This window comes from Archangium lipolyticum, from assembly GCF_024623785.1.
In the GTDB taxonomy this organism is placed as follows: domain Bacteria; phylum Myxococcota; class Myxococcia; order Myxococcales; family Myxococcaceae; genus Archangium; species Archangium lipolyticum.
This window is the reverse complement of record NZ_JANKBZ010000026.1, coordinates 26,300-50,594: the sequence shown is the minus strand read 5'-3', so window position 1 is coordinate 50,594 and position 24,295 is coordinate 26,300. Positions and strand designations below refer to the sequence as shown.

Sequence of the window (24,295 nt, the reverse complement as noted above, 5' to 3'; positions counted from 1 at the left end):
ACCACACGCTCCTTGTCCCGATGTGCTGGAAAGACGGGGTTCTGAAGCGGGCCGGTGGGCAGGATTCCATCTCGGCTGCACCTCCCCGGTTGGCATCCCGTGTGCTCTAGACCCCTGACAAGGAGGAATTCAAAGTCATGGGCAAGCGCGTCGGTGTGCTGATGGGTGGTTGGGGTGAGGAGCGGGAGATTTCGTTGAAGACCGGTGAGGCCGTGGTGGCGGCCCTGGAGTCCCGGGGTCACTCGGTCAGCCGCATCTTCGCCGGCCCCGGTCTGGACCGCGCCCTTCGCTCGGCCGAGCTCGATGTCGCCTTCCTCGCCCTCCACGGCCGCATGGGCGAGGACGGCAAGGTGCAAGGTCTGTTGGAGCTGATGGGTCTTCCTTATACGGGCTCGGGCGTGCTGGCCTCCGCGCTCGCCATGAACAAGCCCATGGCCAAGAAGCTCTTCCGGCTCCACAACCTCCCCACGCCCCAGGGCTACCGCGTGGGCCGCGCCGATGCCCCTCGCGCCCTGGAGCTCCACGGTGACCTGGGTTTTCCCTGTGTGGTGAAGCCCGCGTGTGGCGGCTCGTCGGTGGGCCTCTCCGTGGTGCGCCAGCCCGAGGCGCTCGCCTCCGCCGTGGCCCTGGCCTGCCGCTTCGGGGGCGAGGCCCTCGTGGAGCGCATGGCCCACGGCCGCGAGGTGACCGTCGGCATCCTCGACGAGCAGGTGCTCGGCAACTGCGAGGTCGTCTCCCCGCGCGAGAGTCTCGACTATGACGCCAAGTACAAGGGCGGCTCGCGCTACTTCCTCCCCGCGCGCCTGTCCCCCACGCGCCTGGCCAACGTGGAGTCCCTCGCGCTCGCCGCCTACCGCGCCCTGGGCTGCCGCGGCTACGGCCGGGTGGATCTCATCTGCTCGGAGGATGAGAACGACGTCATCCTCGAGGTGAACACCCTCCCGGGCCTCACCCCCGTCAGCCTGCTGCCGAAAATCGCCGCCGCGCGCGGACTCGACTTCCCCGCGCTGGTGGAGCGCATCCTTTCTCTCGCCGCCCGAGACGAAGCGGATGTGGCCGATGCGCCCCTTGCAGTCCCCGCGCCCGCCGTGGCCCAGCGCGTGGCCGGCTGAGGCGCCAACGCGTGAAAGGCGTTGAGAGGTCGCGGGGTTGCGCGCCCTCTCCGGGCTCCACTGCACGTCCCGGTCCGGGTATCTATTTGACAGTCACTTGACGCGTCCCTATTGTCCGGCGCTCGTTACTGCCCGGAATAGACAAAACCTTGTCATTCCGGGCACATACAAGGCGGGGGGGCTCCGCTGAACCGGATGCGGCGGTCGGCGAGGGTCGGTCTTTCATCTCCGCCGAGCAGGGTAAAGACCGCGGCGACTTCACCCGCGGTAGGGGCCAGGTCAGATGACCACCGTCGAGATCCTTTTCTTGGGCGTGTACTTCAGCGTCCTCTGCGTGCTGGCGGTCTACGGATCACACCGCTACCGGATGGCGTTCCTGTACTACCGCCACAAGTTCAAGCTGCCCACGCCCAAGGGCGTGCTGCCGGCGTTGCCGCGGGTCACCATCCAGCTGCCCATCTTCAACGAGATGTACGTGGTCGAGCGCCTGGTGGAGTCGGTGTGCCGCATCGACTACCCGCGCGAGCTGCTGGAGATCCAGGTCCTGGATGACTCCACGGACGAGACGTGTGGCATCGCCCGCGCGTGCGTGGAGCGCCACCGGCAGCAGGGCCACGACATCGTCTACATCCACCGCGAGAACCGCCAGGGCTTCAAGGCGGGCGCGCTGGAGAACGGCCTGCTGACGGCCAAGGGCGAGTTCGTGGCGGTGTTCGACGCGGACTTCGTGCCCAGCCCGGACTTCCTGCTGCGCACGGTGCCCTTCTTCGCCGACTCCAAGGTGGGCATGGTGCAGGTGCGCTGGGGCCACCTCAACCGCGAGTTCTCCATCCTCACCCAGGCCCAGAGCATCTTCCTCGACGGCCACTTCATCATCGAGCACACCGCGCGCAACCGCTCGGGCTGCTTCTTCAACTTCAACGGGACGGCCGGCATCTGGCGGCGCGTCACCATCTCGGACGCGGGCGGCTGGCAGCACGACACGCTCACCGAGGACCTGGACCTGAGCTACCGCGCCCAGGTGAAGGGCTGGCAGTTCATCTTCCTGCCCGAGGTCATCTCCCCGGCCGAGGTGCCCGTGGAGATGAACGCCTTCAAGAGCCAGCAGCACCGCTGGGCCAAGGGCTCCATCCAGACGGCGCGCAAGCTGCTGCCGATGATCCTCAAGAGCGACCTGCCCTTCGCCGTCAAGCGCGAGGCCTTCTTCCACCTCACCAACAACATGGCCTACCTGTTGATGGTGGTGCTCAGCGCGCTCATGCCGCTGTCCATGGTGGTGCGCTTCCAGCACGGCCTCTACGGCACGCTCTTCCTGGACCTGCCCTTCTTCCTGAGCGCCACCGCCAGCGTCTGCGCCTTCTACGTGGCCGCCCAGCGCGAGCGCGGTGCCAAGGGCTGGGAGCGCGTCAAGTACCTGCCCTTCCTGATGAGCCTGGGCATCGGTCTGGCCATCAACAACGCCCGTGCGGTGCTCGAGGCGCTGCTGGGCCAGCAGTCCGGCTTCACCCGTACTCCGAAGACCGGCGCCGAGGGCAAGAAGGTCGCCGCCGTGAAGAAGAGCTACCGCGGTGACAAGACGCTGATGCCCATCATCGAGCTGTCCTTCGCGCTCTACTTCGCCGGCGCGCTGTGGTTCGCCATCGAGAAGCGCATCTACACCTCGGTGCCCTTCATCATGCTGTTCCTCGGTGGCTTCCTGTACGTGGGCGTGTCCAGCCTGCTGCAGGGCCGCCTGAAGTTCAGCGAGTCCGCTCCCGCCCCCGTGAAGGTGGCCGAGGAGCAGACCCGCCGCGCCGCCTAGCCGCTCAGCCCGCGTCGGGCGTGCCCGCATCGGGCGCGCCCGTGTCCGGCACTCCCCTCACCAGCCGCTGCTCCTTCCACTGGGGCTTGGGGCCGGTGGGGGCCGGGCGGCAGTTCTCGTCGATCGACGTCGCCGCCACCGAGCGCAGGGTCAGGCCCTTGTCGTCACAGGCCGTCGCCTCGGTGGGGAAGCGCACCGGACACGCCGTGCCCGAGGGGGTGAACGTCGTGGACCGGGTCTCCCCCACGAAGCCGTCCGGCGTGCGTTGCAGCACGATGTTGACCGTCGTCCCCGCGTCCCCGGGGCCCTCCAGGCCCTCGCGTGCGCGCGCCACCCCCAGCGTCAGCGTGCCGCCGTCGTCCTCGCCGAAGTAGCGGAACGCGGGGTTGTCCGCGTGGTGGTACTCGCCCGTCTGGTTCTTCTCGCACCCCGGGGGCACATGTATGGGAGCGGGGCTGTTGGGGAGGGGGGGCGTCCGGGCCGGACAGGCCGTGAGGGTGGCGGCGAGGCCACCCGCTGCGATCCAGGCAATCTTTCGTGACATGGGAGGCGATCTTCCCCCAACGGGCTCCTCGGGTGGACTCCTGTTTGACCCATACCCCGCGACTCTTTAACCTTTGGACCCTCATGGTCCTGCGTCGCGCCTTCCTGATCGCGTTGGTCCTCTGCTTCGCCGCCCCTCCTGCGCTCGCGCAGGACTTGAGCGATGATCTCGCCCCGTTGGCGCCCCTCCAGCCCTCCAAGGGCAAGGGGAAGGCCAAGAAGACCCGGCCGCCCAAGGCCGCGAAGCCCCCGAAGAAGGGCGCGAAGTCGCAGCCGGTCGCGGAACCGGCGCCGGCTCCCGTCCAGGACTCGGAGATCCTCGCGCCCCTCATCCGGAAGACCGAGCTGGCCGTGAAGATGACCGGCGTCGTCCGGGGCGCGCGCCTGTTCCTCGATGACAAGGAGATCGGCGCCATCCCCAAGGGCCCCATCGAGGTGACCCCCGGCGAGCACACCGTCGCCGTGCGGCGCAGCGGCTACCGCGACTTCTCCCGGCGCATCACCGCCAAGGAGGGGGAGCTCACCGAGGTGAGCGTGATGCTCGAGGCCGTCACGGGCTTCGTCTCCGTGAAGGCGGACGTCGAGGGGGCCCGCGTCCTCATCGATGGCGAGGACAAGGGCGTGGCGCCGCTCGAGGGCATCATGCTCTCGGCGGGCTCCCATGAGATCGTCGTCCAGCGCGACGGCTACCGCCCCGAGACGCAGCGCATCGCCGTGCGCGCCGGCAAGGAGTACAACGTCGAGGTCAACCTGCGTCCGCTCGTCGCCGCCGACGAGCCGCGCAACCCGGTCCTCACGCCGGGCCCCACGGAGACCTCGCCGCTGACCCAGGAGGTGCCGGAGGTCTCCACCGACACGCCGCTCACCAAGCGCTGGTACTTCTGGGCCGGCGTGGGCGCCGTGGTCGTCGGCGCCGCCGTGGGCACCGTGGTCGCCACGCAGCCCAGGCCGCTGAATGCGGCCGACGTCTGCGCTCCCGCCCCCAGTTGTGACGCCGTCATCAACGGCCCCTCGGGTGCCAGCGCCAGCGGAGGCCTGGTGCGGTTCTGAGCCGCCGGGGTCACTGGCCCCGCAGGTCGTCTTCCTGGCGCTCGCCTCCCGGCTCGAGCACCAGGAAGACATCCGTCACCCGGCCCACGCCCGAGTAGTCCAGCACCGTCGCGCGCACCTGGAAGGGCTCGCTCTCCGGGAGCCGGGTCGTGAGGTCCACCTGGCCCGGCTCGAAGTGGAAGGAGCGCGGGCCGACGCTGTCCACCACCTCGCGGCCCATGTGCACGTTCTCGGAGAAGCCCACCGCGCTCCGGTTGAGCACCCGGCCCGAGGCATCCAGCACCTCGAGGAGGATGAAGTTGTCCACCTTGAAGCCCTTGGTGCCCGCCGCGTCCCCGTAGAGCCGGGCTCGTGCCCCGGACAGCTGCACCAGCGGCGTCTCTCCGGTGGCCACCACCCGAGGCGTCCGCTCGAATTCGCGCGTGTCGATCTCCACGTCCTCGCGCTTCACAGTGAGCTCGGAAGTTTCCCGCTCCTCCGTCTCCTTCAGCAGCGGGTAGGGCCGGGGCTGTCCCGGGGGCGTGGGTGCGAGCTGCTTCACGCACGACAGCGCGGTGGTGGCCACGGCGGCCAGGGCGAGCTTTCGAAGGGTCATCGCCGGTAACATATCCCCATGTCCGCATCCCTGCGCCGCTGGCCGCTGCTCGCCCTGCTGCTCGTCCCCGGGGCCGCTCCCGCCGGAGACTTCGTTCCCCCGGAGGTGCAGTTCTCCCTGCAGCACCTGCGGCCCGAGGAGAAGGCCCGCGCCGCGCAGGCGCTCGGGCCACTGGAGGAGCTGCCGCGCTACCAGGTGCAGCTGGAGTTGGATCCGAAGACGCGGCGGGTGACGGGCCACCTGCGGGTGGAACTGCGCGTGCGCAACCGCCCGATGGAGGGGGTCCACCTGCGCGTCACCCCCAACGCCTTCGATCCCCGGGTGACGCTCTCGGACGTGAAGGCGAACGGGAAGCCCGCGAAGCCCCAGCACCTCGAGGACAACAGCCTCTACTTCGTGCCGCTGGCCACTCCCGTCGCCCCGGGCGGCTCGGTGGTGGTGGAGCTCGACCTGGAGGCCCAGGTGCCTCGCGCGAGCCCCAGCGCCAACTCGTTGCTGGGCGCGCTCGGCGCCTCGGGCGGGGGAGGAGGGGACTATGGCGCCTTCTCCGCGGCGGATGACTTCATGAGCCTGGTGGGCGTGGTGCCGCTGGTGCCTCCCCAGGACGCGAGCGGCGACCCCTGGACCGGGCCCTCGGGCGTCGGCGACCTGGCGCTGTACGATCCCTCGAACGTGCTCGCCAACGTCATCGTCCCGGCGGGCTGGAAGGTACACGTCACCGGCGTCCCCATGGGCGAGGTGCCCCAGCGCGATGGCCGCGTGCGCTTCAGCTTCGCCGCGGGCGCGGTGCGCGACTTTCCCGTGTTCGCCTCGCGCGGCTACCAGAGCCTCACCACGACGGTGAAGGGTGTCACCGTGGAGAGCCACTTCGCCGCCCGCGACGCCGTGGTGGGCAAGCGCGTGCTGCAGTACGCCAGTGACTCCCTGACGGAGATGGAGCGGCGCCTGGGGCCCCTGCCGTTCAAGTACTTCCGCGTGGTGGAGGCCCCGCTGTCGGGCGGCGCCGGAGGCATGGAGTTCCCCGGCCTCATCACCGTGGGCACGTCGCTCTACCGCGGCGTGGCGGACCCCAACAGTGCCCTCGAGGGCATGCCGGGCATGGAGCAGATGCAGCAGCTCCTCCAGGCCATGGGCGGGGACACCGCGCCGCTCGCGCAGCTCGGCAAGACGCTGGAGCGCACGCTCGAGTTCACCGTGGCCCACGAGGTGGCGCACCAGTACTTCGCGGGGCTGGTGGGCTCGGACCCCATCCACTCGCCGGTGGTGGACGAGTCGCTCGCCCAATACACGGCGCTGCTCTACATGGAGTGGAAGTACGGGCGCGAGATGGCCGATCAGATGCGGCAGGAGGCGCTCGTCTCCGCCTACCACATGCTCCGGCTCTCGGGCGGCAAGGACGCCCCGGCGGACCGGCCCACCCACGACTTCCAGGACTCGCTACAGTACGGCGCGATCGTCTACGGCAAGGCGCCGCTGCTGCACCACTTCTCGCGCAAGCTCATCGGGGACGAGGCCTTCTTCAAGGGCCTGCGCTCCTACGTGGACACGTACCGCTTCAAGTGGACGTGCACGGACTGCCTCACCCGCGAGCTGGCCAAGGCGAGCCCCCCGCACGCCAAGGAGCTCGAGCGCCTGCGCGTGCGGTGGTGGAAGGAGACCCACGGCGACGAGGATCTCGGCAAGCCGAACATGGGCGCCCTGCTGGGCGCCGGCGCGGATGGCAAGGCGTTGGACCCGGAGACGCTGAAGCTCATGGAGGAGCTGCTGCCGGGCCTGCTCGGGGAGGAGTAGGCCCGCCTAGTCGAACAGCGCCTGGACGAACTCGCGGGGCTCGAAGCGGCGCAGGTCGGCGACCTTCTCGCCGACGCCCACCCACACCACGGGGAGCTTCAGCTCGTCGCAGATGCCGATGATGACGCCGCCCTTGGCGGTGCCGTCGAGCTTGGTGAGCGCGATGGCGGTGACGCCCACCGCCTCGTGGAACTGCTTGGCCTGCTGGATGGCGTTCTGCCCGTTGGTGGAGTCCAGCACCAGCAGCACCTCGTGGGGAGCCCCGGGAAGCGCCTTGTCGATGACGCGCTTCACCTTCTTGAGCTCGTCCATCAGGTTCACCTTGGTGTGGAGCCGGCCCGCCGTGTCCGCGATGACCACGTCGGCGCCCGAGTCCTTCGCCTTCTTGATGGCCTCGAAGATGACCGAGCTGGGGTCGGCGCCCTCGGCCCCCTTCACCAGCTCCGCCTTCGCGCGATCCGCCCAGACGTCGAGCTGCTCGGTGGCGGCGGCGCGGAAGGTGTCGCCCGCGGCCAGCATCACCTTCTTGCCCTGGCCGGTGAGCTTCGCCGCCAGCTTGCCGATGGTGGTCGTCTTGCCCGCGCCGTTGACGCCCACCACCATCACCACGTGCGGAGGGCCTCCGCCCTCCAGCGTGCGAGGCACCGGCAGGTCCACGATGCGCGTCACCTCCTCGCGGATGAGGCCCTTGATGCGGTCGGCGTCGCTCAGCTCGTTGCGCTTGAGCTTGTCGCGCGCCACCTCCACCAGGTTGGACGCGGTGCGCACGCCGATGTCCGCGGTGAAGAGGATCTCCTCCATCTCCGCCAGGATGGACTCGTCCACCTTGCGGTTCGAGCCGAAGAGGCCGTTGAGCCGCGCCATGAAGCCCTGGCTGCGCGTCTTGTCCAGGCCCTGCGCCAGCGTCCGGCCGGCCTCGGCTTCGATCTTGGCGCGTGCCGCCGCCTCCTCGGCGCGACGGGCCTCCTCGGCGGCCGCCGCCTCACGGGCCTTCTGCTCGGCCACGAGGCGCTCGGCCTCCTCGCGCTCGCGCTTGCGCCGCTCCTTCGCCTCGTCCTCGGCGGCCTTCTTCGCGCGGTACTCGGCGCGCTTCTCCTCCTCCTCGCGCTCCTTGAGGGCACGGGCCTCGGCCTCCAGCCGGGCGCGCTCGGTGGCATCCGTGGCCGTCTTCGCGGCGCGGGTGGCCTCCTCGCGCTGGCGGGCGAGCGCCTCGGCGCGGGCGTGGATCTCCTCCGCCTCGCGGCGCATGGCGAGCTCCGCCTCGGTGGGCGGCAGCTCCACGCGCAGCTCCGGACGCTCCTCGGGGAGGGCGGGCTTCTCCTTGGTGGGGGGGCCGGCCGGCGGTTTGCCGGGCAGCTCGGGGCGGCGCTTGAAGAAGAGCTTGCGTGCCGCGGCCACCATCAACGCCGCGAGCAGCACCAGCGCGGTGACGCCAATGATCTGCCCATAGGGGCCACCGGCCTCGGGTGCTGTCGGAGGCGTGCCCGTCTCCGGTACCCCGGGCTGCGTCGGCTGCTGGGGCGGAGGCGTGGGCTGCGGCGAGGGCGCCTGCGCGAGGACGAAGGGGAGGGCGGTGGGCGTCTTCATGGCGCGCACCGCATACCTCAAGATGCTTCGTGAGTCCCAGCCCTCTTGTCCTGAAATGGCCAGGAACGTAGGGTTGAAACGGGAGCTTGTTCCCATGCCGACTGACATGAGTCAGCGTCTGGGGGGGTTCATGCTCCTGGTTCTGCTCTCCGGGTGCGCTACGACAACTTCCCCGGACGAGTACGCCGTCAGGAGCGGGCAGGTGTCCATACCCAGTTCCCAGCCCGCGAATCTCCCTTCGGCATTACCTCTCGCGCACCCCCCGGCGCCGCTAGCACCCGCGGCGCCTGACCCTGGCGTGCGCATCCCCACGGGAGCCGCCGCTCGTCTGTTGAACATCCCCGTGGCGATTGCGGCGATACTTCTGTGGCCGAGCGACCTGGGGGGCGACACCTTCCCCAGGGACTGGAAGAACACGCTCGACCCGGTGACCCTCCTGCCGTGGAGTAGCCAGCAAGAGTACGACCGGTTCTGGCAACTCCCCCAGTTAGAGCGTGAGCGGCTCATCCAGGAGCGCCGGAACATCATGGCGGGCTCGAACACTGGAGCTTCACCCGATTCCAGACCTGGGGTGCCCGCGCGGACGGCCTCGCGGCGCCATCCGAATCAGACGTGTGATGACACGGTCCTCGACCACCTTCAGGCCGAGAAGAATCGGATATGTGGTTCCATTCCGGGAGAGAGCTGCGGCAGTAGCAAGACCAACCCCAAGCGGCTCGCCAGGATGCCATGCTCCGCGATCCGGCTGCGCATCCAGGCGTTGCGCAACTGCATGAACATCCGCCAGTTCATCCAGGAAGAGTGTTTCGGCGGCTTGCCCGACGCCCGGCACCAGAGCGCCTGGGAGGATTACGAGAAGGGGCTTACGCACTGTCTGACACTGGAGGCGGTGAACTGCGCTCCCGGTCACCCCATGGCGGACCTTTGAGTCATGTCGACAGAACTGTTCGAAGCCATCGAGACGTACGACCTGGCGCGATTGGCGGCCCTGTTGGACGGCGGTGCGGATCCGAATGCCGTCAAGGCTGACGGGCCGAGGTGGCTCCCGCTACATGCCGCCGTCAATGAGCTCGAGGACGGGGGACCGATCGAAGCGCTGATCCTTCTCCTCAGGCATGGGGCCCACGTCGACGGATTGGACGCCGACCGCGATGCGACACCGTTGCTCTTGGCCCTCTTTCGCAAGCAACCGGAGGCGGCACGGATACTCCTCGCCGCGGGGGCGGACCCCAACTTCAGGGGCGGCGAGGGCGACTCGCCCCTCCGCGTGTGCGTGGAGCAGGGGGCTCTCGAGATGGCGGCCCTGCTCCTGCGCTGCGGAGCCACCCAGTCCCTCGACGATGCTGGCGGGATGAGTGGGATGACCGCACTCGGGCGAGCGGCCAGCCGGCTCGACATCCCCATGATCGAGCTCTTGCTGGGGGCCGGCGCGGATCCAGAGGTGCTCGATACCGACCGGCAGACCGCGCGGGAGCATCTCCCTCCCCGTGGGCCCGACAATCAGGAGGCGTGGGACGCCGCGGCGGCCCTGCTCGCTGGCCGTTCGCACGGGTGACCGTGCTGGATGCCGTGCCGGGAAGCCGGTAGAACCGGGGCGCCATGCGCCGTCCCCTGCTCCTCGCCCTCCTCGTCCCCGCGTCCCTCCTCGGTGCCTGCATCGTCGAGGCGCCCGGTGGCTCCAATCCCAACGAGCGGCGCCAGGCCGTCGTGACCCAGGTGCCTCCGCTCTCGGTCAAGAGCAGCGCCAACTTCGAGGACAAGGTGGAGCTGGTGGGCGCCACCGTGCAGCCGGGCCGCATCGCTCCCGGCGAGGCCGCCCGCGTCACCGCCTACTTCAAGGTGCTCAAGCCCCTGGAGGAGGACTACATGATCTTCGTCCACGTCGAGGACGCCGAGGGCCGCATGGAGCGCCTCAACGCCGACCACAAGCCGGCCGGGGGCCTCTATCCCACCACGCAGTGGAAGCCCGGCGAGACCGTGAAGGACGAGTTCAACATCCTGCTCCCCTCCGGCGCCTCCTCCCGTGCCCTCAACCTGTGGATGGGCTTCTGGCACCCGGAGACGGACGCGCGCCTGCAGCTCAAGAACCCGGACGCGGTGCGCAACGACGGGCGCAACCGCATCCTGCTCGTGCAGGTGCCCGTGGAGCAGCGGTAGGCCCAGGGAAAAAAAACCGGAGTGGCCCTGTAAGCCGAGTCCTGTCCCCACCCCTTTCGGGATGGGCGGTGAACATTCATCTAGGGCCCTGGTTGCCCAGGGGCCTCATCAGCGAGCAACCCGAGCGCATGGGGCGGGCAACCCCTGTCCCCTTTCGGGGACGCGCTCCTATTGGCTCTTGCTCCAGGTGGGGTTTGCCGTGCCGCCCGAGTCACCCCGGGCGCGGTGCGCTCTTACCGCACCGTTTCACCCTTACCGGCCCCTCGCGGAACCGGCGGTTTGTTTTCTGTGGCACTTTCCTGCGAGTCACCTCGACTGGCCGTTAGCCAGCACCCTGCCCTGTGGAGCTCGGACTTTCCTCCCGTCACCCGTTCCAGCAGTGACCAGCGTTCACCCGGACCACTCCGGCCCATGCCTCATACAACGGACGGGGGGCCGAGGTCACTCCGGACGAGGCGCCGGGGCTCACATCCGTTCATCGATGGCCCGGTTGCTCATCTCATCGGCCGCCTTGTTCTTCTCGCGCGGCACGTGGACGAGCTTCACCTGGGAGAACTCCTTCAACAGTCCGGCCGCCTCCTCGTAGAGCGGGCGGAGGGTGGGGCTCTTCACCTGGTAGCGCCCCTGGAGCTGGCGGATGAGCAGCTCGCTGTCGGCCAGGACCTCAAGCTCCTTCACGCCCAGGCTCCGGGCATGCTTCAAGCCCAGCAGCAGCCCCATGTACTCGGCGTAGTTGTTCGTCTGGATGCCGAGGAACCTGCCGAGCCGGGCCACCACCCGTCCCTCGGTGTCCATCAGCACCGCGCCGGCGCCAGCGGGCCCGGGGTTGCCCCGAGCCGCTCCATCCGAGAAGAGCCGCATGCGCGCGGGCGTCTCCGCCTGTCTCGCGGGTTCTTCGAGGGGAGGGGGCGTGGGGGCCGGCCGGGGCGCAGCGGGGGCGAGCCGCTCGGCGGCGGTCTCCAACAGACGCCCCACGTCCTCGCGGGTGAGGCCGGGGAAGGCCCGCACCGTCCCCGTGAGCGGCTCCTCACGCGCGATGTGGCGGAGGATGTCGACGAGGTTCGGCGGGGCCATGTCGCGCGGGGACTACTTCGCCGCCGGCGTTTCGAGCGCCTCGATGGCGTAGATGATGCGGTTGCAGGACGGGCACACGTCCGTCCCCAGCGACACGCGCAGCTGGTTGTAGAGCTGCGGGGGCACGTTCATGTTGCAGCCCTGGCAGGTTCCAGCCACCACGCCCACCATCGCCGGCAGCTTCTTCTTGCGCACCGTCTCGTAGCGGCGCAGCAGGGTGGAGTCCACGGCGGCGGCCACCTGGGTGCGCTTGCCCTCCAGCGCCTTCACCTGGCCCTCGGCCTGGCTCTGCTTGCCCCTCAGCTCCGTCATCCGGCTGGTGAGCTGCTCCTGGCGCGTGGCGAACTCGGCCTCCTTCGCCTTCACCGCCTCGCGAGCCGCCGCGAGTGTCTTGGACAGCTCCACCAGCTCGTCCGACATCGTCTGGTTGGCCTTCTTGGCGATGTCGATTTCCCGGGCGAGGGCGGAGTATTCGCGGGTGGAGCGCTGCTCGGCCAGCCGCGCCTCCCACTTCTTCACCTTGTCCTTCTCGTCCGTGATGTTCTGCTCGAGTGACGTCTTCTGCCGCTCGATGTCGGCCACCCGGTTGCGTTCCGCCTCGATGGCGCTGCGCGCGGCACCCAGGTCCCGCTCCAGTTCCGCCAACTGCCGGGGATGCACGTCCGCGGCCTTCCGGAGCGAGGCGACCTCGAGGTCCACCTTCTGCAGCTCCGCCAGCGCCTTCAGTTTCTCCCGCAAATTCGCTGCCTCCAATGGGGGCCCTACCGCGGAGCCCGCGCCCTTCTACCAACAAGGATTTGCACGGTCCAACGTCCAAATGGACCCAGTGTCATCCCTTGCATCGCGGACGGGCAGGCGGGGTTTGAAATATCTCCACGGTCCAAGTTAGACGGGCGCCGTGCGCCGTACCGTCCTCCCCTCGCTCGTCCTCCCGCTCCTCGCCCTGTCTCCGGGCTGTCAGCAGGTCGCCTGTACGCCCACCTCCTCGAAGGCCCCGAGCAATGCCCCGAGCGCCCGCCCGCCCTCCGGTCCTCCGGGCGTCATCGAGGGGGAGATCCGCCTCTCGGGTCCCGTGCCGGCCCTTCCCGCCCTCCCCACCAGCCCCTCCGTGGCCGCCCTGTGTGGGGCGACGATGCCAGACCGCTCCCTCGTCGTGGACCCGCGCGGCGCCTTGTCCTACGTGGTGGTGGCGCTCGCCGATGGCACCGTGGGGCCGGAGCCAGACCCGGACGCACCGTCGGCCCTTCTGGACCAGAGACGGTGCGCCTTCGAGCCGCCGGTGCTCGCCGCCCGCGCGGGCACCTCGCTGGAGGTGCGCAACCTGGACCCCCTCCTGCACAACGTCAACGCCCTGGCGGGCTCGCAGCAGCCCGTCCTCAACGTGGCCCTGCCCCTCGAGGGCTCCCGCGTGCGCCGGCAGTTGCCCACCGCGCCGGGCATCCTCCAGGTGCGGTGCGACCTCCACCCCTGGATGAGCGCCGCCGTGCGCACCTTCGAGCACCCCTGGTTCACCACCACCGACGCCTCCGGCCACTTCCGCCTGGAGGTGCCCGCGGGAACCCACTCCGTCATCCTCTGGCACCCCCGCCTGCCGGGGGTCTCCCGCACCGTGTCCGTGCGGGCCGGGCAGACCGTCCGCCTCGACTACACCTGGGCCGTGGGCGAGGTGCGCGGCCTGTCCGCGCCAGATGCCGCTTCACTCCTGGAGTCCCATCCGCCCTGACTCTGGGTCTCGGTTTCCAAGCCCCAGAAAAGAGAGTCCGGGCGAAAAGTTGCGGCCCTGGTGGAAAACTTGCTACAGGTTGAACCCATGGAAACAGGGGGACGACCCATGCAGCAGAAGAAGCGACCCGGCACGCGGGGAGGGATGAGCTCCACGACGTTGGGCAAGGGCCAGGGCCCCCGGCGTCCGGTGGGCATGCAGGCCATGGGGACCCTGGGCTACGAGCAACTGCGCCGCGCGCTCCTGCTGCTGGGCGGAGCGGCGGGCCGCTGAAAACGGCGAGAGGGCACCGCCGTCTGGCGGCGCCCCCTCTGTTCGAGGCTCAGATCTCCTCGTCCTCTTCGCCGGGGATCTCGGCCTCCTCCTCGCCGAACTCGCCCAGCTCCTCGTCGGATTCCTCGGCCTCGGGCTCCGCCTCGGGCTCGATGGGCTCGATGACCTTGGGAATGGAGGACAGGCGGCTACGCCGTCCCTCGGAGGGTGGCTTGAGGGCCGGGCTCTCCCGCTGATCCGCGCCGCACTTCGGGCACAGGGGGTCCGGCTTCTTCATATCGTAGAACTTCGTGGAGCACTTGAAGCAGACGTACTTGGTCCCGAGGTCCTTCGCGGGCATGCGCCACCTTCTGTGTCAAGAGGGTAGGGGGAGGCGGCTCTTAGTTGGGCCGGCAGGCGGAGTCAACCCGATGGTTTGCACTCCATCGCCAGGGCGCTAGCATTCCGGCCGCTCGCCTTGTGTGCGCGCGCGGGAACAGCCCCCTTGAACTTCTCCTGCAACAAGTGTCAGCGGCGGTACTCCATTTCGGACGACAAGGTCCGGGGAAAGACCGTCAAGGTCCGCTGTAAGAACTGCCAGAACGTCATCTCGGTGGAGGGCCCACCCGCCGAGGTGGAGGAGAGCACGCGCGTCGTGTCCCTGGCGGACGTGGAGCGCCTGCGGGAGCAGGATCGCTCGCTCGCCGAGGAGGAGGCAGCGGCCTCCGTCGCCGCCGCCACGCCCTCCACGGTGTCCTGGGAGGACGAGCCCACGCGGACCATGCCCCTGCGCGACACCCGCTCGCCCTGGTTCGTGATGGTGAAGAGCAAGCAGGAGGGCCCCCTGGACGAGGGGGCGTTGCGCGAGCTGGTGGCCGCGGGCTCCATTTCCGCGCGCAGCTACTTCTGGCAGCAGGGAATGCCGGACTGGAAGCGGGGCCAGGACATCCCCGAGCTGGCCGACCTCTTCGCCCCCGCCGCCCCGCAGCCCGCGCCTCCTCCCGCCCCGGCGCGCCCCCTGCCGCCCCCGGTGATGATGGCGGAGCCCGAGGCGATGCCGGAGCCTTCCGCCACCTCGTGGCAGCCCGAGCCGCCCGCGCCCTCGCAGACGACGTGGCAGCCCAAGCCCGAGCCGCGCGCGGCGCGCAAGGCCGCCCCCGCTCCCCAGGAAGAGGCCTCCACCCCGTGGATGCCCGAGCCCGAGCCGGTGGCCTCCGGTGGCAATGAGGCCAACTCGGCGCCCCTGGGTGAGTTGTTCTCCGACCTGGACCTGCCCCAGTCCGAGCAGCAGGCCGAGGTGGGCCTGGAGGGGATGGGCGGACTCGAAGGAGGGCGGCAGGAGGATCCGCTCGCCTCGCTGGGCAAGGAGCCCGAGAAGTCGCGCGCGAAGGCGGAGAACACCCAGTACTTCGTGAAGAAGGCGGGGGTGGACCGGCGCAACCCGCCCTGGAAGATCGCCCTCTTCATCTTCCTGTTGCTGGCGGTGCCAGTGGGCCTGCTGTACGCGCTGACCGAGCTGCAGGTGGTGCCCCTGCGTGTCACCCGTGTGGACGCGCGGGGCAACGCGGTGCAGCAGCCCGTGTCCGTCTTCTCGGCCGAGGGCATGGGCGAGCTGAGGGATCTCATGCTCGGCCGGACCAGGCCGCCCCCGCCGCCGCCTCCGGCGCCCACGCCCGAGCCGAAGCCCGAGCCCAAGGCGGCGCGCCCCAGCGAGCCGAAGCCGGAGGCGCAGGAGGAGGCCGCCATCCAGCCGCTGGGTGAGGAGCAGAAGGACGTGGCCGCCCTCTACGCCGAGGGCGACAAGAAGGACGTGGCCCCCGAAGTGGCCGAGGACACCGAGGTGGCCGCCGCGGACTCGTCCGAGCAGGGGGGCCCGCCCCAGGAGGAGATCGCCCGCGTGGTGGCGCAGTCGCAGTCCGCCTTCAAGTCCTGCATCGAGCAGGCGCTGCGCAAGAACCCGCGGCTGCGCGACGGCAAGCTGCTGCTCACCGCCACCGTGGGCAAGTCCGGCACGGTGAAGAAGGTGTCGTTCGACCGCAAGGACATCGACGGCTCGCCCATGGGGGACTGCATCAAGGTCCGGGCCCGGCGCATGGTGTTCCCCGCCTTCGCGGGGGATGACGTCGAGGTCGAGATTCCGCTCGTCCTCACGAAGTCCATGTAGGAGTGCGAGGAGGGCAGGACGTGGACGCCCCTCCTCCTCACGCGGGCCGCCTGCCGCGCACCGTGGTGGTGCTCGGCGTGGTGAGCCTGCTCACGGACGTCAGCAGCGACATGATCTTCCCGCTGCTGCCGGCCTTCCTCGCCGCGAGGTTGCCGGCGGCGCCCCTGCTGCTCGGGACGATGGAGGGGCTGGCGGACCTGGTCTCCGCCCTCCTCAAGTACCAGTCCGGGGTATGGGCGGACCGGGCCCGGCGCCTCAAGCCCCTGGTGTTGCTGGGCTATGGCCTGTCCAGCCTGATGCGCCCGTTGATGGCCGTCGTCACCGCGGCCTGGCACCCCATCGCCATTCGCGCGCTGGACCGGGTGGGCAAGGGGGTGCGCTCCAGCCCGCGTGACGCGCTCATCGCCCACTCCGTGGACGCGGGCTCGCGCGGCCGGGCCTTCGGCTTCCACCGGGGCATGGACCATGCGGGCGCCGCCGTGGGTTCACTCGCCGCCCTGTTGCTGGTGGCCGTGGGCCTGCGCGTGGAGCAGGTGTTCTTCATCGCCGCGGTGCCGGGGCTGCTCGGGGTGCTGGCCCTGCTGCTCGTGCGCGAGCCCGAGCGCCCGGTTCCCCAAGCTTCGGCTCCGGGCGCTACCCGCGCGCTCGCACCGGTGCCCCGGCGGCTCGCGTACTACCTCGTGCCCGTCACCCTGTTCGGCGTGGCCAACTCGACGGATGCCTTCCTCCTGCTGAAGCTGACCGAGGAGGGCGCGAAGCCCGAGTTCCTGCCCCTGGCGTGGCTGCTGCTGCAGGCGGTGAAGTCGGCCGTGTCGTTCCCGGCGGGCCGGCTCGCGGATCGGCTCGGGGCCTCGCGGCTCGTGCTCACGGGCTGGTCCCTCTATGCGCTGAGCTACCTCGCGCTGGCGTGGGCCCGGGGGGTGACGCTCACGATGATCGTCATCGCCATCTACGGGCTGTACCACGCGATGGCGGAGGGGGCGGAGAAGTCGCTGCTCACCGCGCTGGTACCGGCGGAGGCTCGCGGGCGCGCCTTCGGCCTGTACAACGGCCTGGTTGGGGGCGCGTCGCTCGCCGCGGGGCTGCTCTTCGGCGCGTTGTGGACGAAGCTGGGGAGCACCACCGCCTTCATCACCGCGGGAGTGCTCGCCGGGCTGAGCGCGGCGCTGCTCGTGGTGCTGCTGCCGCGCGCGCGTCCTCCCGAGGTGGTTTGAGAGCACGCACCGGGGAGCCGCTTCGGGCCGCGGGGACGGTTCCGAGGCTCACCGTGAGCCGCGCACGACCTCCGTGGGCGTCACCCCGAGCACGCGCCGCATGCACCGCGCCAGATGGCTCTGGTGCGAGAAGCCCGCTTCGAGCGCTACCTCCCCCACGGACAGCCCGCCCCGTTGCAGCAGCGTCCTGGCTCGCTCCACCCGGCGCTGCACGACGTACTCGTGCACCGGCAGCCCCGTCGAGCGCTTGAACAGCGTCTTCAGGTGCGACGCGCTGACGCCGGCGACCACGGCCAGCCGGGTCAGGGAGAGGTTCTGGTCCAGGTGGTCCTCGATGTACTCCGTCACGCGGCGCAACTGCGGCTTCGACAGCCCGCGCCCGCGCCCGAGCGGCGCCGGGTAGTGGCCCAGCAGGTGGACCGACAGCGCCAGGCCCAGACTCTCCGTGTAGAGCAGCCCGCCCGGATGGCCGGCCCGGCGGTCCGCTTCGAGCGCCCAGGCGATGTGCTCGATCTGCGGGTCCCTGAACTGGTGCCGGGGCTCCAGCCCCGCGCGGTCGGGGTCCAGCCCCATGTCCTCCGCGGCGCGCCTCAGGAGTGACGGGGAGAGCCTCACGACGACCGCGGAGCTCTCATCATCGTTCTCCCATGAGTCCGATACGCCAGCCGGGATGAGGTCCACGTCCCCATGCGTATAGACGAAGCGCTGGAAGCTGCACGCTCCCCGGACGGGCGGACCGGCGTGGACCTTGAGGCGGTGGTCGGGCAGCGACTCCAGCGTCATCAACCCGGGCGCGGCCGTCTGGAGGTCCACCCGCAGACCGATCCTTGGACGTGGCGCGCCGCCGGGTAACGTCAGGGGGCCGCCGAAGTCCACCGCCTGCTTCTGCCTGTCCATGCCTGCTCCTCCACACCCGTGGCCACCCGCGCCACGCCGCCCACCCGGGACATAGCGCCGGGAGCCCGTCCTCGCCACCGTCCGAACGTGCTCTCCGCGCGTCCGAACGTGTGCGACCGCGAGGGGGCCTCCTCCCTATTCATTGCCGCGTCACCAAGGAGAAGTCCATGAGCGGGTACGCAGGCAAGAAGGCAGTCGTCACTGGCGGGACGATGGGAATGGGACTGGCCACCGTGAAGGAGAAGCCAGCCATCGCGGTGCTGGGCGTGGGCCGTATGGGCTCCGCGCTCGTGAGTGCCTTTCTGAAGCAGGGGTACGGTGTCGACATCTGGAATCGCACGCGGGCGAAGTGCGAGCCTTTGGCCGCTCAGGGGGCCCGTATCGCGGCGACGGTACGGGACGCGGTGGCGGCCGCGGACATCGTCGTGGTGAACGTGAATGACTACGGCACGAGCGACGGGCTGCTCCGGCCGGACGAGGTGACGCGGGCGCTGCGCGGGAAGCTGCTGGTGCAACTGACGTCCGGCTCACCAGGCCAGGCGCGGGAGCAGGCCGCGTGGGCCCGGCAGCACGACGTCCGATACCTGGATGGGGCCATCATGGCGACGCCGGACTTCATCGGGCAGCCGGGGTGCACCGTGTTGTACTCGGGCCCCGCCGAGCTGTTCGAGCTGTGCAGGCCCGTGCTCCTCGTGCTCGGAGGCAATACCCAGTACGTGGGCAGCGACGTGGGGCTGGCCTCCGCGTTGGACAGTGCGCTGCTCATCTATATGTGGGGCGCGCTGTTCGGGACGCTCCAGGGCGTGGCCGTCTGTGAGGCGGAGCAGGTGCCGCTGGAGACCTTCATGGGGTACGTGAAGGCCACCACCCCCGTGGTGGAGGGCGCGGTGATGGATGTGCTGACGCGCGTGCAGCAGGGCCGATTCGGCGGCGATGCGACGACGCTCGCGACGCTCGAAATCCACCACGGGGCGCTGCGGCACCTGCTGGAGCTGTGCAGGGCGCGCGGCCTGCACCGCGAGGTGCCGGAGGCCTTCGACCGGCTCTTCCAGAAGGCCGTCCAGGCGGGACACGGGCAGGACGACTTCGCCGTGCTGACCCGGTTCATGCGCTGAGCGGGCACGGCGTGGGCGTGGCAGGTGTTTGTCACGTCCACGCCACGACCGTGCACAATCGGCGAGGGGCTCGAAGATGCCCGGATGTTATCCTGTCAGCCCTCTCGGGCTTCAGTTGCCTCCATGTGGCTTCCGTAGGAGATGAAGAAACGGTGGGAACGAACAGGACCAGTGACGGCATTGCTTTCGAGGTCGTGGGACAGGGACAGCCCATCGTCCTGTTGCATGGAGGTTCCGGTCGACGGCAGTGGTTCTCCTCCATGGTTCCGCTGCTCCAGGACGACCATCGACTCGTGCTCATCGATCTTCCGGGGCATGGTGAGTCGCGCCACACGCCGGGGGCCTATCGCCTCCAGGACACCGCGGAGTTCGTGAAGAGAGTCCTGGACCACGTCGCCGTCGGCCCGGCGTGGCTGTTCGGACACTCTCATGGCGCGCATGTGAGCCTGGTGCTCGCGGCGGATTCTCCGAGCCTGGTCACCGGTGTCATCAATGGAGATGCGCCGCTGGACCGGGAACGTATGCGCGCACATCAGGCGAAGTCGCGAGAGCTCACGCTTGCCTGGAGAGCGCTCACGGGCAGGGGGCTCTCCCCGGAGCAGGTCGCGGAACGGCTGCTCGAGCTCGAAATCCGGCCGGAGCCGAACCGGAGCGTCCGCTTCAGGGAACTCTTCGGCCCGGGTCACCCCTACATCCTCGAGCTGAGCCGGTCCCTGGCTTGCCATGATGGCGACTTCCTGGACGCGATCCTCGACCGTTTCGACGACACCTATGCCGCCCTGGAGGGCGCGTCTCTTCTCGCGAGACTGCGGTGCCGGCTCGTGTTGCTCCAGGCGGACCCGGCCGCGGGTGGGCTGCTGACGCGGGAAGACATCGACCTGGCAGCGCGAGCCCTGGGGGACGTCACCACGATTCGCCTCACGGGTGTCGGCCATGGGCTCCAGCTGCAGGACCCGAGGCAGGTTGCCGACGCGGTGAGAGCCTCCGTGGCGGCGGAGCCGCGATAGGCGCAACACCCTCCGCGACCCCGGGCTACAGGTCGAAATTCCCGGGCGGCGGCGTCTTCTTCTTCGTGGCGCGCTTGCGGGCCTGGCGCACCTCGTTGCGCAGGCGCTCCGTGGCTGCTGGATCCACCTTCAGCGTGTCCAGGTCCAGCACGTCGCCTTCACGGGCGTCGGGCGGCAGCTCCTCGCGCGGGCGCGTCACCTCGCGTCCGTCCACGATGAGCACGGCGAGCTCTTCCTCGAATCGGTCCAGGGTGACCTTGGGCATGGCGCGGGATGCTCCTCCTCAGGGATTGCAGTCCTTGGCTGGCTCGTAGTGCTGGGCGAGGGCCTCCTCCCGGGAGGGGAAGGAGACCAGGTTCTTCTCCTTGATGCGTTTGGCGGAGCGGCATTCCGGCAGGTGGAAGAGCTTGCGGTTGCGGCTGGCGACGTACTGCGTCTTCCCGCTCTTCTTCGCCGGGACGGGGCGCTCATTCCGGACCGGCTTCGGGGCCGGTGTGGAGCCATCGTCCAGGTCGATGTCCACGCTGCCCTTGCCCCTGACGAGCTCCACGGCCGTGCGTGGAGCCTCGGCCTCCTTGCCCTTCGCCGTCGCGGGCTTCAGGGCCACCAGGGCGGGCTGCGGCACCGGCGCGGAGTCATCGAGACCCGCGAAGGCCTCGCTGGCGCCCGCGGGCGTACCCGCGGGATGCCGCTGCGTGGTGAGGGTGAAGCGCTGGCCGTCACTGATGGCGTGGACCTCTCCATCCCGGTCGGTGCGGAAGACGCGGATCTTCTGGACCACCATCCGATCCAGCATCGCCTTCGCCGGGGTGCCCCGTGAGTTCACGTTCGCGGAGATGATGGCCGCCCCGGGGTGCACCGCATCGAGGAAGGGCGCGCTGGAGGCCGCGCCGTCGCCATGTGCGCCCACCTTCAGCAGCGTGGCGCGCAGCGGAGCCTTGCGTTCGATCAGGTGGCGCTCGGTCTGCTCCCGCGCATCGCCCATCAGCAGGACGGCGGTGTCCTTGTAGGTGAGCCGCAGGACGATGGAGTTGATCTCCTGGGCGTGCTCCCCGACGAGCAGCGGCTCGGTGGGCGCGCGGGGCCAGAGGACGGTCAGCTCCGTGTCACCCCCGAGTGGCAGGCGCAGGGGCTCGTCGGAGGAGGGCGGAGAGGGCGAGAAGACCTCCACCCCGTTGCCCGCCAGCGAGGTGAGCAGCGCGTCGTAGTCCGAGGGGGTGTTGGGCAGCTGGGGCTCGAGCAGCTTGCGCGCCCCCACCGCGCTCACGGCCGCCGCGAGCCCCTTGTAGTGCTCCGAGCGTGGGTGGGTGAGGACGACCAGGTCCAGCTTGTCGGTGAGCAGCTCGGGCAGCCGGTTGGCCAGGTGCGTGCCGGCGGTGGCGGGGCCGGCGTCGACGAGCACCGTGCGCCCGGTGGGCGAGACGATGAGGGTGGCGTCTCCATGGCCCACGTCGAAGAAGTAGACGTGCAGCTTTCCGTCGGCGGGCCTGCCGAAGTAGCGCCGGGCCACGGGGGGCGGGGGCTTCGCTCCGGCGGAAGGAGCGGACGGCTGCTCGCAGGCGCTCGCGAGCAGCACCCCGAGCAGGGCCGCCAGGGTACGGACGTATCGGCTCATGGGTCGCAATCCTCGGCGGCGCGGCGCTCACGCATGGCTTCTTCGCGGGTCGAGTACTCCTTGCGCTCCTTCGTCTTCGCGCGCTTGAGCGTGGAGCAGTCCTCGCGGTGGAACACCTTGCTGCCCTTGAGGCTCACGTAGCCCGGCCCCGAGCTCCGGGCCGAGGCCGCGACCGTGGTCGAGCGCTCCGGGAGGGTGCCCCGGGCGGGGACCACCTGGGGCTGGAGGGCCCCGGGGGCGCGCGAGGCTTTGGTGGGCATGGGGCCGGTGGCGACGGGGCCTTCCACCCGGCCGGGGACGACGGTGGGCGAGACCTTCCCCTTGCTCGGGGTGAGGGTGACGGTGGTGCCGTTGCTCACCGCGACCACCTCGCCCTGGAGGTCCGTGCGGAAGATGTGCGCGCCCGTGGCACCGAGCCGCTGGAGGGTCTCGTTGGCGGGGTGCCCGTAGTCGTTGCCCGCGCCGCAGGAGATGACGGCCGCCTGGGGCTTCACCGCCGCGAGGAAGGGCGCCGTGGACGAGTAGCGCCCTCCGTGGTGCGCCACCTTCAGCACCGTGGAGGTGAAGTCGATGGGCTTGCGCAGCAGGTCCTCCTCCGTCTCCGGCTCCGCGTCCCCCACGAAGAGGAAGGCCGTCTTCCCGTACGTCAGCTTGGCGACGATGGAGTTGGCGTTGACGTCCGAGCGCGTATGCGTGAGGAACGGCTCCTGCGGCGCGCGCGGCGAGAGGATGGTGAGCGTCGCGCCCTCGCCCAGGCCGATGGTGAGGAGCGTCTCGGGCGCGTTCGGGTTGGGCTCGGGCTTCATCACCTTGCCCTCCTTCTCCCTCTTCTCCCTTTTCTCCCTCTTGCCCACCTCCTCTTCCACCACCTTCAGCAGCTTGACGTAGGCCTCGCTCGGGTGGACGAAGTCCGGGTCCATGTAGCGCTTCGCCCCCACCGCCTGGATGACCTTGGCCATGCCTCCCAGGTGGTCCAGGTGGGGGTGGGTGAGGATGACCAGGTCCAGCGGCCCCTGGACGAGCTCGCGCACGCGGGCCACCAGCCTGTCATCGGACTCGGGCGTGCCGCCGTCGATGAGGACCGTCTTTCCGGTGGGGGAGACGACGAGCGCCGCGTCCCCCTGGCCCACGTCGAAGAAATAGACGGTGAGGGGACCGGTTCGAGGCGCGGAGGTGGTGGCCGCCAGGCCCGGCAGGGCGCCGAGCAGGACGACGAGAGCGAGGAGGAGCCTCACGAAGGCCATGGTGGGCGGGACTCTACCCCATGGGGAGGACATCCGTTGCGTGACCTGCACGTGGCCGTCTCGGCGCTTCCCGAGCGGCTCGGACTGGGTTAGACCGCGCCCCATGGCCGAGGCTCAAGACATCCAGCGTCTCGTCGAGGAGATCGCCGACCACGTCCGCCGCAACCCGCCGGCTTCCCAGGCGGGCAGGCAGGCTCGGGAGGCTCCCTCCGTTCGTACCGCCCGCGTCGCACCCGAGTCCATCCGGAGCAACGCCGACCTGGCGCCGTACATCGACCACACGCTCCTCAAGCCCGAGGCCACCCGCGAGGACGTGGCCCGGGTGGCGCGCGAGGCGGTGGAGCACGGCTTCGCTACGGTGTGCGTGAACTCGTCCCACGTGGCCATGGTGGCGGCCATCCTGGCCGGCTCGCGCTCGGTGCCCATCGCCGTGGTGGGCTTCCCGCTGGGCGCGGCCCTCTCCAGCGCCAAGGCCTTCGAGGCCCGCGAGGCCATCGCCGCCGGGGCTCGGGAAATCGACATGGTCGTCCATGTCGGCGCCCTCAAGGCCCGGGACTACACGCTCGTGCTGGAGGACATCTCCCAGGTGGTGGAGGCCAGCCGGCCCTACCCGGTGAAGGTCATCCTCGAGACGAGCCTGCTCTCCCGGGACGAGAAGATCGCCGCCTGTGTGTTGTCCAAGGCGGCGGGCGCGGCGTTCGTGAAGACGTCCACGGGCTTCAGCACCGGTGGGGCCAGCGTGGAGGACGTGGCGCTCATGCGCCAGGTGGTGGGCGAGGACGTGGGGGTGAAGGCCTCCGGCGGCATCCGCTCGGCGGAGGACGCCCTGAAGATGATTCAGGCGGGGGCCAACCGCCTGGGAGCCTCGGCGTCCGTGGCCATTGTGTCGGGCGAGAGGTCCACCGCGAAGTACTAGCCACCGGGTGGAGAGGGCTCGTGACCGAGGCACAGCGCGAGAAGTTCAAGCAGAAGCTGCTGGCGCTCCACGCGGAGCTGACGGGCAGGGCGCCAGCGAAGATCGAACCCAACCGCACGGACGAGTCGCGCGTGGGCGGGGACGAGGACGAGCAGCCGCTCAACGAGATGATGCAGGCCATCGCCTCCAGCCGGAACCGGAACCTGGATGGCATGTTGCAGCGCGTGATGAAGGCGCTGGGCAAGCTGCGCGATGACCCGGACTCCTTCGGCGAGTGCGAGGAGTGCGGAGACGAGATTCCCCCCGGCCGCATGGAGGCCATGCCCTACGTGGAGTTCTGCGTGAACTGCCAGGGTCAGAAGGATGCCCCCAAAGGGGGTCCTACCCGACGCAAGCTCACCGATTACACCTGAAGCCACGCCGGGTCTGACCATCGCT

At 70.0% G+C, this 24,295-nt stretch carries 25 protein-coding genes and 1 other RNA gene; 15 read left to right on the top strand and 11 right to left on the bottom strand.

Annotated features, from left to right (window positions below):
- The first annotated feature begins 137 nt into the window (after nucleotides 1-137).
- Both NR810_RS38010 and NR810_RS38005 read left to right on the top strand, forming a co-directional pair.
- The gene (locus NR810_RS38010) at nucleotides 138-1,112 is read left to right on the top strand and encodes a D-alanine--D-alanine ligase (RefSeq protein ID WP_257459772.1); all 975 of its coding nucleotides are present in this window, start codon (nucleotides 138-140) and stop codon (nucleotides 1,110-1,112) included.
- Nucleotides 1,113-1,395: 283 nt separating this feature from the next.
- A complete protein-coding gene (locus NR810_RS38005) occupies nucleotides 1,396-2,913 on the top strand; it encodes a cellulose synthase family protein (protein ID WP_257459771.1) in 1,518 nt (505 codons plus the stop codon).
- A gap of 4 nt (nucleotides 2,914-2,917) precedes the next feature.
- Here the strand turns inward: NR810_RS38005 and NR810_RS38000 are convergent, their stop codons facing one another.
- On the bottom strand, nucleotides 2,918-3,457 hold the full coding sequence (locus NR810_RS38000; protein WP_257459768.1) for a hypothetical protein: 540 nt from the start codon (nucleotides 3,455-3,457) through the stop codon (nucleotides 2,918-2,920).
- Nucleotides 3,458-3,540: 83 nt separating this feature from the next.
- On the opposite strand from NR810_RS38000, the gene NR810_RS37995 reads away from it, so the two are divergent.
- Complete coding sequence (locus NR810_RS37995) at nucleotides 3,541-4,506, top strand: PEGA domain-containing protein (protein ID WP_257459767.1); 966 nt, start codon at nucleotides 3,541-3,543, stop codon at nucleotides 4,504-4,506.
- Between the two features lie 10 nt (nucleotides 4,507-4,516).
- On the opposite strand, the gene NR810_RS37990 is transcribed toward NR810_RS37995, so the two are convergent.
- Nucleotides 4,517-5,101 carry a hypothetical protein gene (locus NR810_RS37990; RefSeq protein WP_257459765.1) on the bottom strand — a complete coding sequence of 195 codons (585 nt, stop codon included), beginning with the start codon at nucleotides 5,099-5,101 and terminating at the stop codon, nucleotides 4,517-4,519.
- A gap of 18 nt (nucleotides 5,102-5,119) precedes the next feature.
- Between NR810_RS37990 and NR810_RS37985 the strand changes: the two genes are divergently transcribed.
- The gene (locus NR810_RS37985) at nucleotides 5,120-6,892 is read left to right on the top strand and encodes a M1 family aminopeptidase (protein WP_257459764.1); all 1,773 of its coding nucleotides are present in this window, start codon (nucleotides 5,120-5,122) and stop codon (nucleotides 6,890-6,892) included.
- Nucleotides 6,893-6,898: 6 nt separating this feature from the next.
- On the opposite strand, the gene ftsY is transcribed toward NR810_RS37985, so the two are convergent.
- Nucleotides 6,899-8,479 (bottom strand): signal recognition particle-docking protein FtsY, encoded by a 1,581-nt coding sequence (gene ftsY, locus NR810_RS37980; RefSeq protein ID WP_257459761.1) that lies wholly within the window; start codon nucleotides 8,477-8,479, stop codon nucleotides 6,899-6,901.
- Nucleotides 8,480-8,777: 298 nt separating this feature from the next.
- Here ftsY and NR810_RS37975 point away from each other — a divergent pair, with 298 nt between their 5' ends.
- From NR810_RS37975 to NR810_RS37965, 3 genes are read left to right on the top strand one after another with little or no spacing between them, the layout of a single operon-like run.
- Entirely contained in the window at nucleotides 8,778-9,407 is a 630-nt protein-coding gene (locus tag NR810_RS37975) for a hypothetical protein (RefSeq protein WP_257459760.1), read from the top strand.
- A 3-nt stretch (nucleotides 9,408-9,410) separates the two neighbouring features.
- Nucleotides 9,411-10,034, top strand: coding sequence for an ankyrin repeat domain-containing protein (locus tag NR810_RS37970; RefSeq protein WP_257459758.1), 624 nt, complete (start codon nucleotides 9,411-9,413; stop codon nucleotides 10,032-10,034).
- Between the two features lie 44 nt (nucleotides 10,035-10,078).
- Entirely contained in the window at nucleotides 10,079-10,636 is a 558-nt protein-coding gene (locus tag NR810_RS37965; RefSeq protein ID WP_257459757.1) for a hypothetical protein, read from the top strand.
- A gap of 14 nt (nucleotides 10,637-10,650) precedes the next feature.
- On the opposite strand, the gene rnpB is transcribed toward NR810_RS37965, so the two are convergent.
- The 3 genes from rnpB to NR810_RS37950 all read right to left on the bottom strand — a co-directional run bounded on the left by rnpB (nucleotide 10,651) and on the right by NR810_RS37950 (nucleotide 12,448).
- Nucleotides 10,651-11,042, bottom strand: an RNA gene (rnpB, locus tag NR810_RS37960) — RNase P RNA component class A.
- Between the two features lie 59 nt (nucleotides 11,043-11,101).
- On the bottom strand, nucleotides 11,102-11,710 hold the full coding sequence (locus NR810_RS37955) for a ribonuclease HI family protein (RefSeq protein ID WP_257459755.1): 609 nt from the start codon (nucleotides 11,708-11,710) through the stop codon (nucleotides 11,102-11,104).
- Nucleotides 11,711-11,722: 12 nt separating this feature from the next.
- The gene (locus NR810_RS37950) at nucleotides 11,723-12,448 is read right to left on the bottom strand and encodes a zinc ribbon domain-containing protein (protein ID WP_257459754.1); all 726 of its coding nucleotides are present in this window, start codon (nucleotides 12,446-12,448) and stop codon (nucleotides 11,723-11,725) included.
- A gap of 160 nt (nucleotides 12,449-12,608) precedes the next feature.
- On the opposite strand from NR810_RS37950, the gene NR810_RS37945 reads away from it, so the two are divergent.
- Both NR810_RS37945 and NR810_RS37940 read left to right on the top strand, forming a co-directional pair.
- The gene (locus NR810_RS37945; protein ID WP_257459753.1) at nucleotides 12,609-13,433 is read left to right on the top strand and encodes a carboxypeptidase regulatory-like domain-containing protein; all 825 of its coding nucleotides are present in this window, start codon (nucleotides 12,609-12,611) and stop codon (nucleotides 13,431-13,433) included.
- A 108-nt stretch (nucleotides 13,434-13,541) separates the two neighbouring features.
- Nucleotides 13,542-13,706 (top strand): hypothetical protein, encoded by a 165-nt coding sequence (locus tag NR810_RS37940; protein WP_257459752.1) that lies wholly within the window; start codon nucleotides 13,542-13,544, stop codon nucleotides 13,704-13,706.
- A gap of 49 nt (nucleotides 13,707-13,755) precedes the next feature.
- On the opposite strand, the gene NR810_RS37935 is transcribed toward NR810_RS37940, so the two are convergent.
- Nucleotides 13,756-14,046: an FYDLN acid domain-containing protein gene (locus NR810_RS37935; protein WP_257459750.1), complete on the bottom strand. Its 291-nt coding sequence runs from the start codon at nucleotides 14,044-14,046 to the stop codon at nucleotides 13,756-13,758.
- Nucleotides 14,047-14,190: 144 nt separating this feature from the next.
- Here NR810_RS37935 and NR810_RS37930 point away from each other — a divergent pair, with 144 nt between their 5' ends.
- A complete protein-coding gene (locus NR810_RS37930) occupies nucleotides 14,191-15,849 on the top strand; it encodes an AgmX/PglI C-terminal domain-containing protein (RefSeq protein WP_257459747.1) in 1,659 nt (552 codons plus the stop codon).
- 20 nt (nucleotides 15,850-15,869) lie between these two features.
- Nucleotides 15,870-17,063, top strand: a complete 1,194-nt coding sequence (locus NR810_RS37925) for an MFS transporter (RefSeq protein ID WP_257459745.1) — start codon at nucleotides 15,870-15,872, stop codon at nucleotides 17,061-17,063.
- Between the two features lie 48 nt (nucleotides 17,064-17,111).
- On the opposite strand, the gene NR810_RS37920 is transcribed toward NR810_RS37925, so the two are convergent.
- Nucleotides 17,112-17,960 (bottom strand): AraC family transcriptional regulator, encoded by an 849-nt coding sequence (locus tag NR810_RS37920; RefSeq protein WP_257459743.1) that lies wholly within the window; start codon nucleotides 17,958-17,960, stop codon nucleotides 17,112-17,114.
- A 167-nt stretch (nucleotides 17,961-18,127) separates the two neighbouring features.
- On the opposite strand from NR810_RS37920, the gene NR810_RS37915 reads away from it, so the two are divergent.
- Nucleotides 18,128-19,075, top strand: coding sequence for an NAD(P)-dependent oxidoreductase (locus tag NR810_RS37915; RefSeq protein WP_257459742.1), 948 nt, complete (start codon nucleotides 18,128-18,130; stop codon nucleotides 19,073-19,075).
- Between the two features lie 152 nt (nucleotides 19,076-19,227).
- Complete coding sequence (locus tag NR810_RS37910) at nucleotides 19,228-20,082, top strand: alpha/beta fold hydrolase (RefSeq protein ID WP_257459740.1); 855 nt, start codon at nucleotides 19,228-19,230, stop codon at nucleotides 20,080-20,082.
- Between the two features lie 25 nt (nucleotides 20,083-20,107).
- Here the strand turns inward: NR810_RS37910 and NR810_RS37905 are convergent, their stop codons facing one another.
- The 3 genes from NR810_RS37905 to NR810_RS37895 are packed head-to-tail and all read right to left on the bottom strand — an operon-like array spanning nucleotide 20,108 to nucleotide 22,941.
- A complete protein-coding gene (locus NR810_RS37905; RefSeq protein ID WP_257459738.1) occupies nucleotides 20,108-20,347 on the bottom strand; it encodes a DUF3006 domain-containing protein in 240 nt (79 codons plus the stop codon).
- A gap of 18 nt (nucleotides 20,348-20,365) precedes the next feature.
- Nucleotides 20,366-21,697, bottom strand: coding sequence for a ComEC/Rec2 family competence protein (locus tag NR810_RS37900; RefSeq protein WP_257459737.1), 1,332 nt, complete (start codon nucleotides 21,695-21,697; stop codon nucleotides 20,366-20,368).
- Complete coding sequence (locus NR810_RS37895) at nucleotides 21,694-22,941, bottom strand: ComEC/Rec2 family competence protein (protein WP_257459736.1); 1,248 nt, start codon at nucleotides 22,939-22,941, stop codon at nucleotides 21,694-21,696. Before NR810_RS37895 ends, NR810_RS37900 begins: the two co-directional genes overlap by 4 nt.
- 103 nt (nucleotides 22,942-23,044) lie before the next feature.
- Between NR810_RS37895 and deoC the strand changes: the two genes are divergently transcribed.
- Nucleotides 23,045-23,857, top strand: a complete 813-nt coding sequence (gene deoC, locus NR810_RS37890) for a deoxyribose-phosphate aldolase (RefSeq protein WP_257459735.1) — start codon at nucleotides 23,045-23,047, stop codon at nucleotides 23,855-23,857.
- Between the two features lie 20 nt (nucleotides 23,858-23,877).
- Nucleotides 23,878-24,270, top strand: coding sequence for a TraR/DksA family transcriptional regulator (locus NR810_RS37885; protein ID WP_257459734.1), 393 nt, complete (start codon nucleotides 23,878-23,880; stop codon nucleotides 24,268-24,270).
- Nucleotides 24,271-24,295 lie beyond the last annotated feature (25 nt).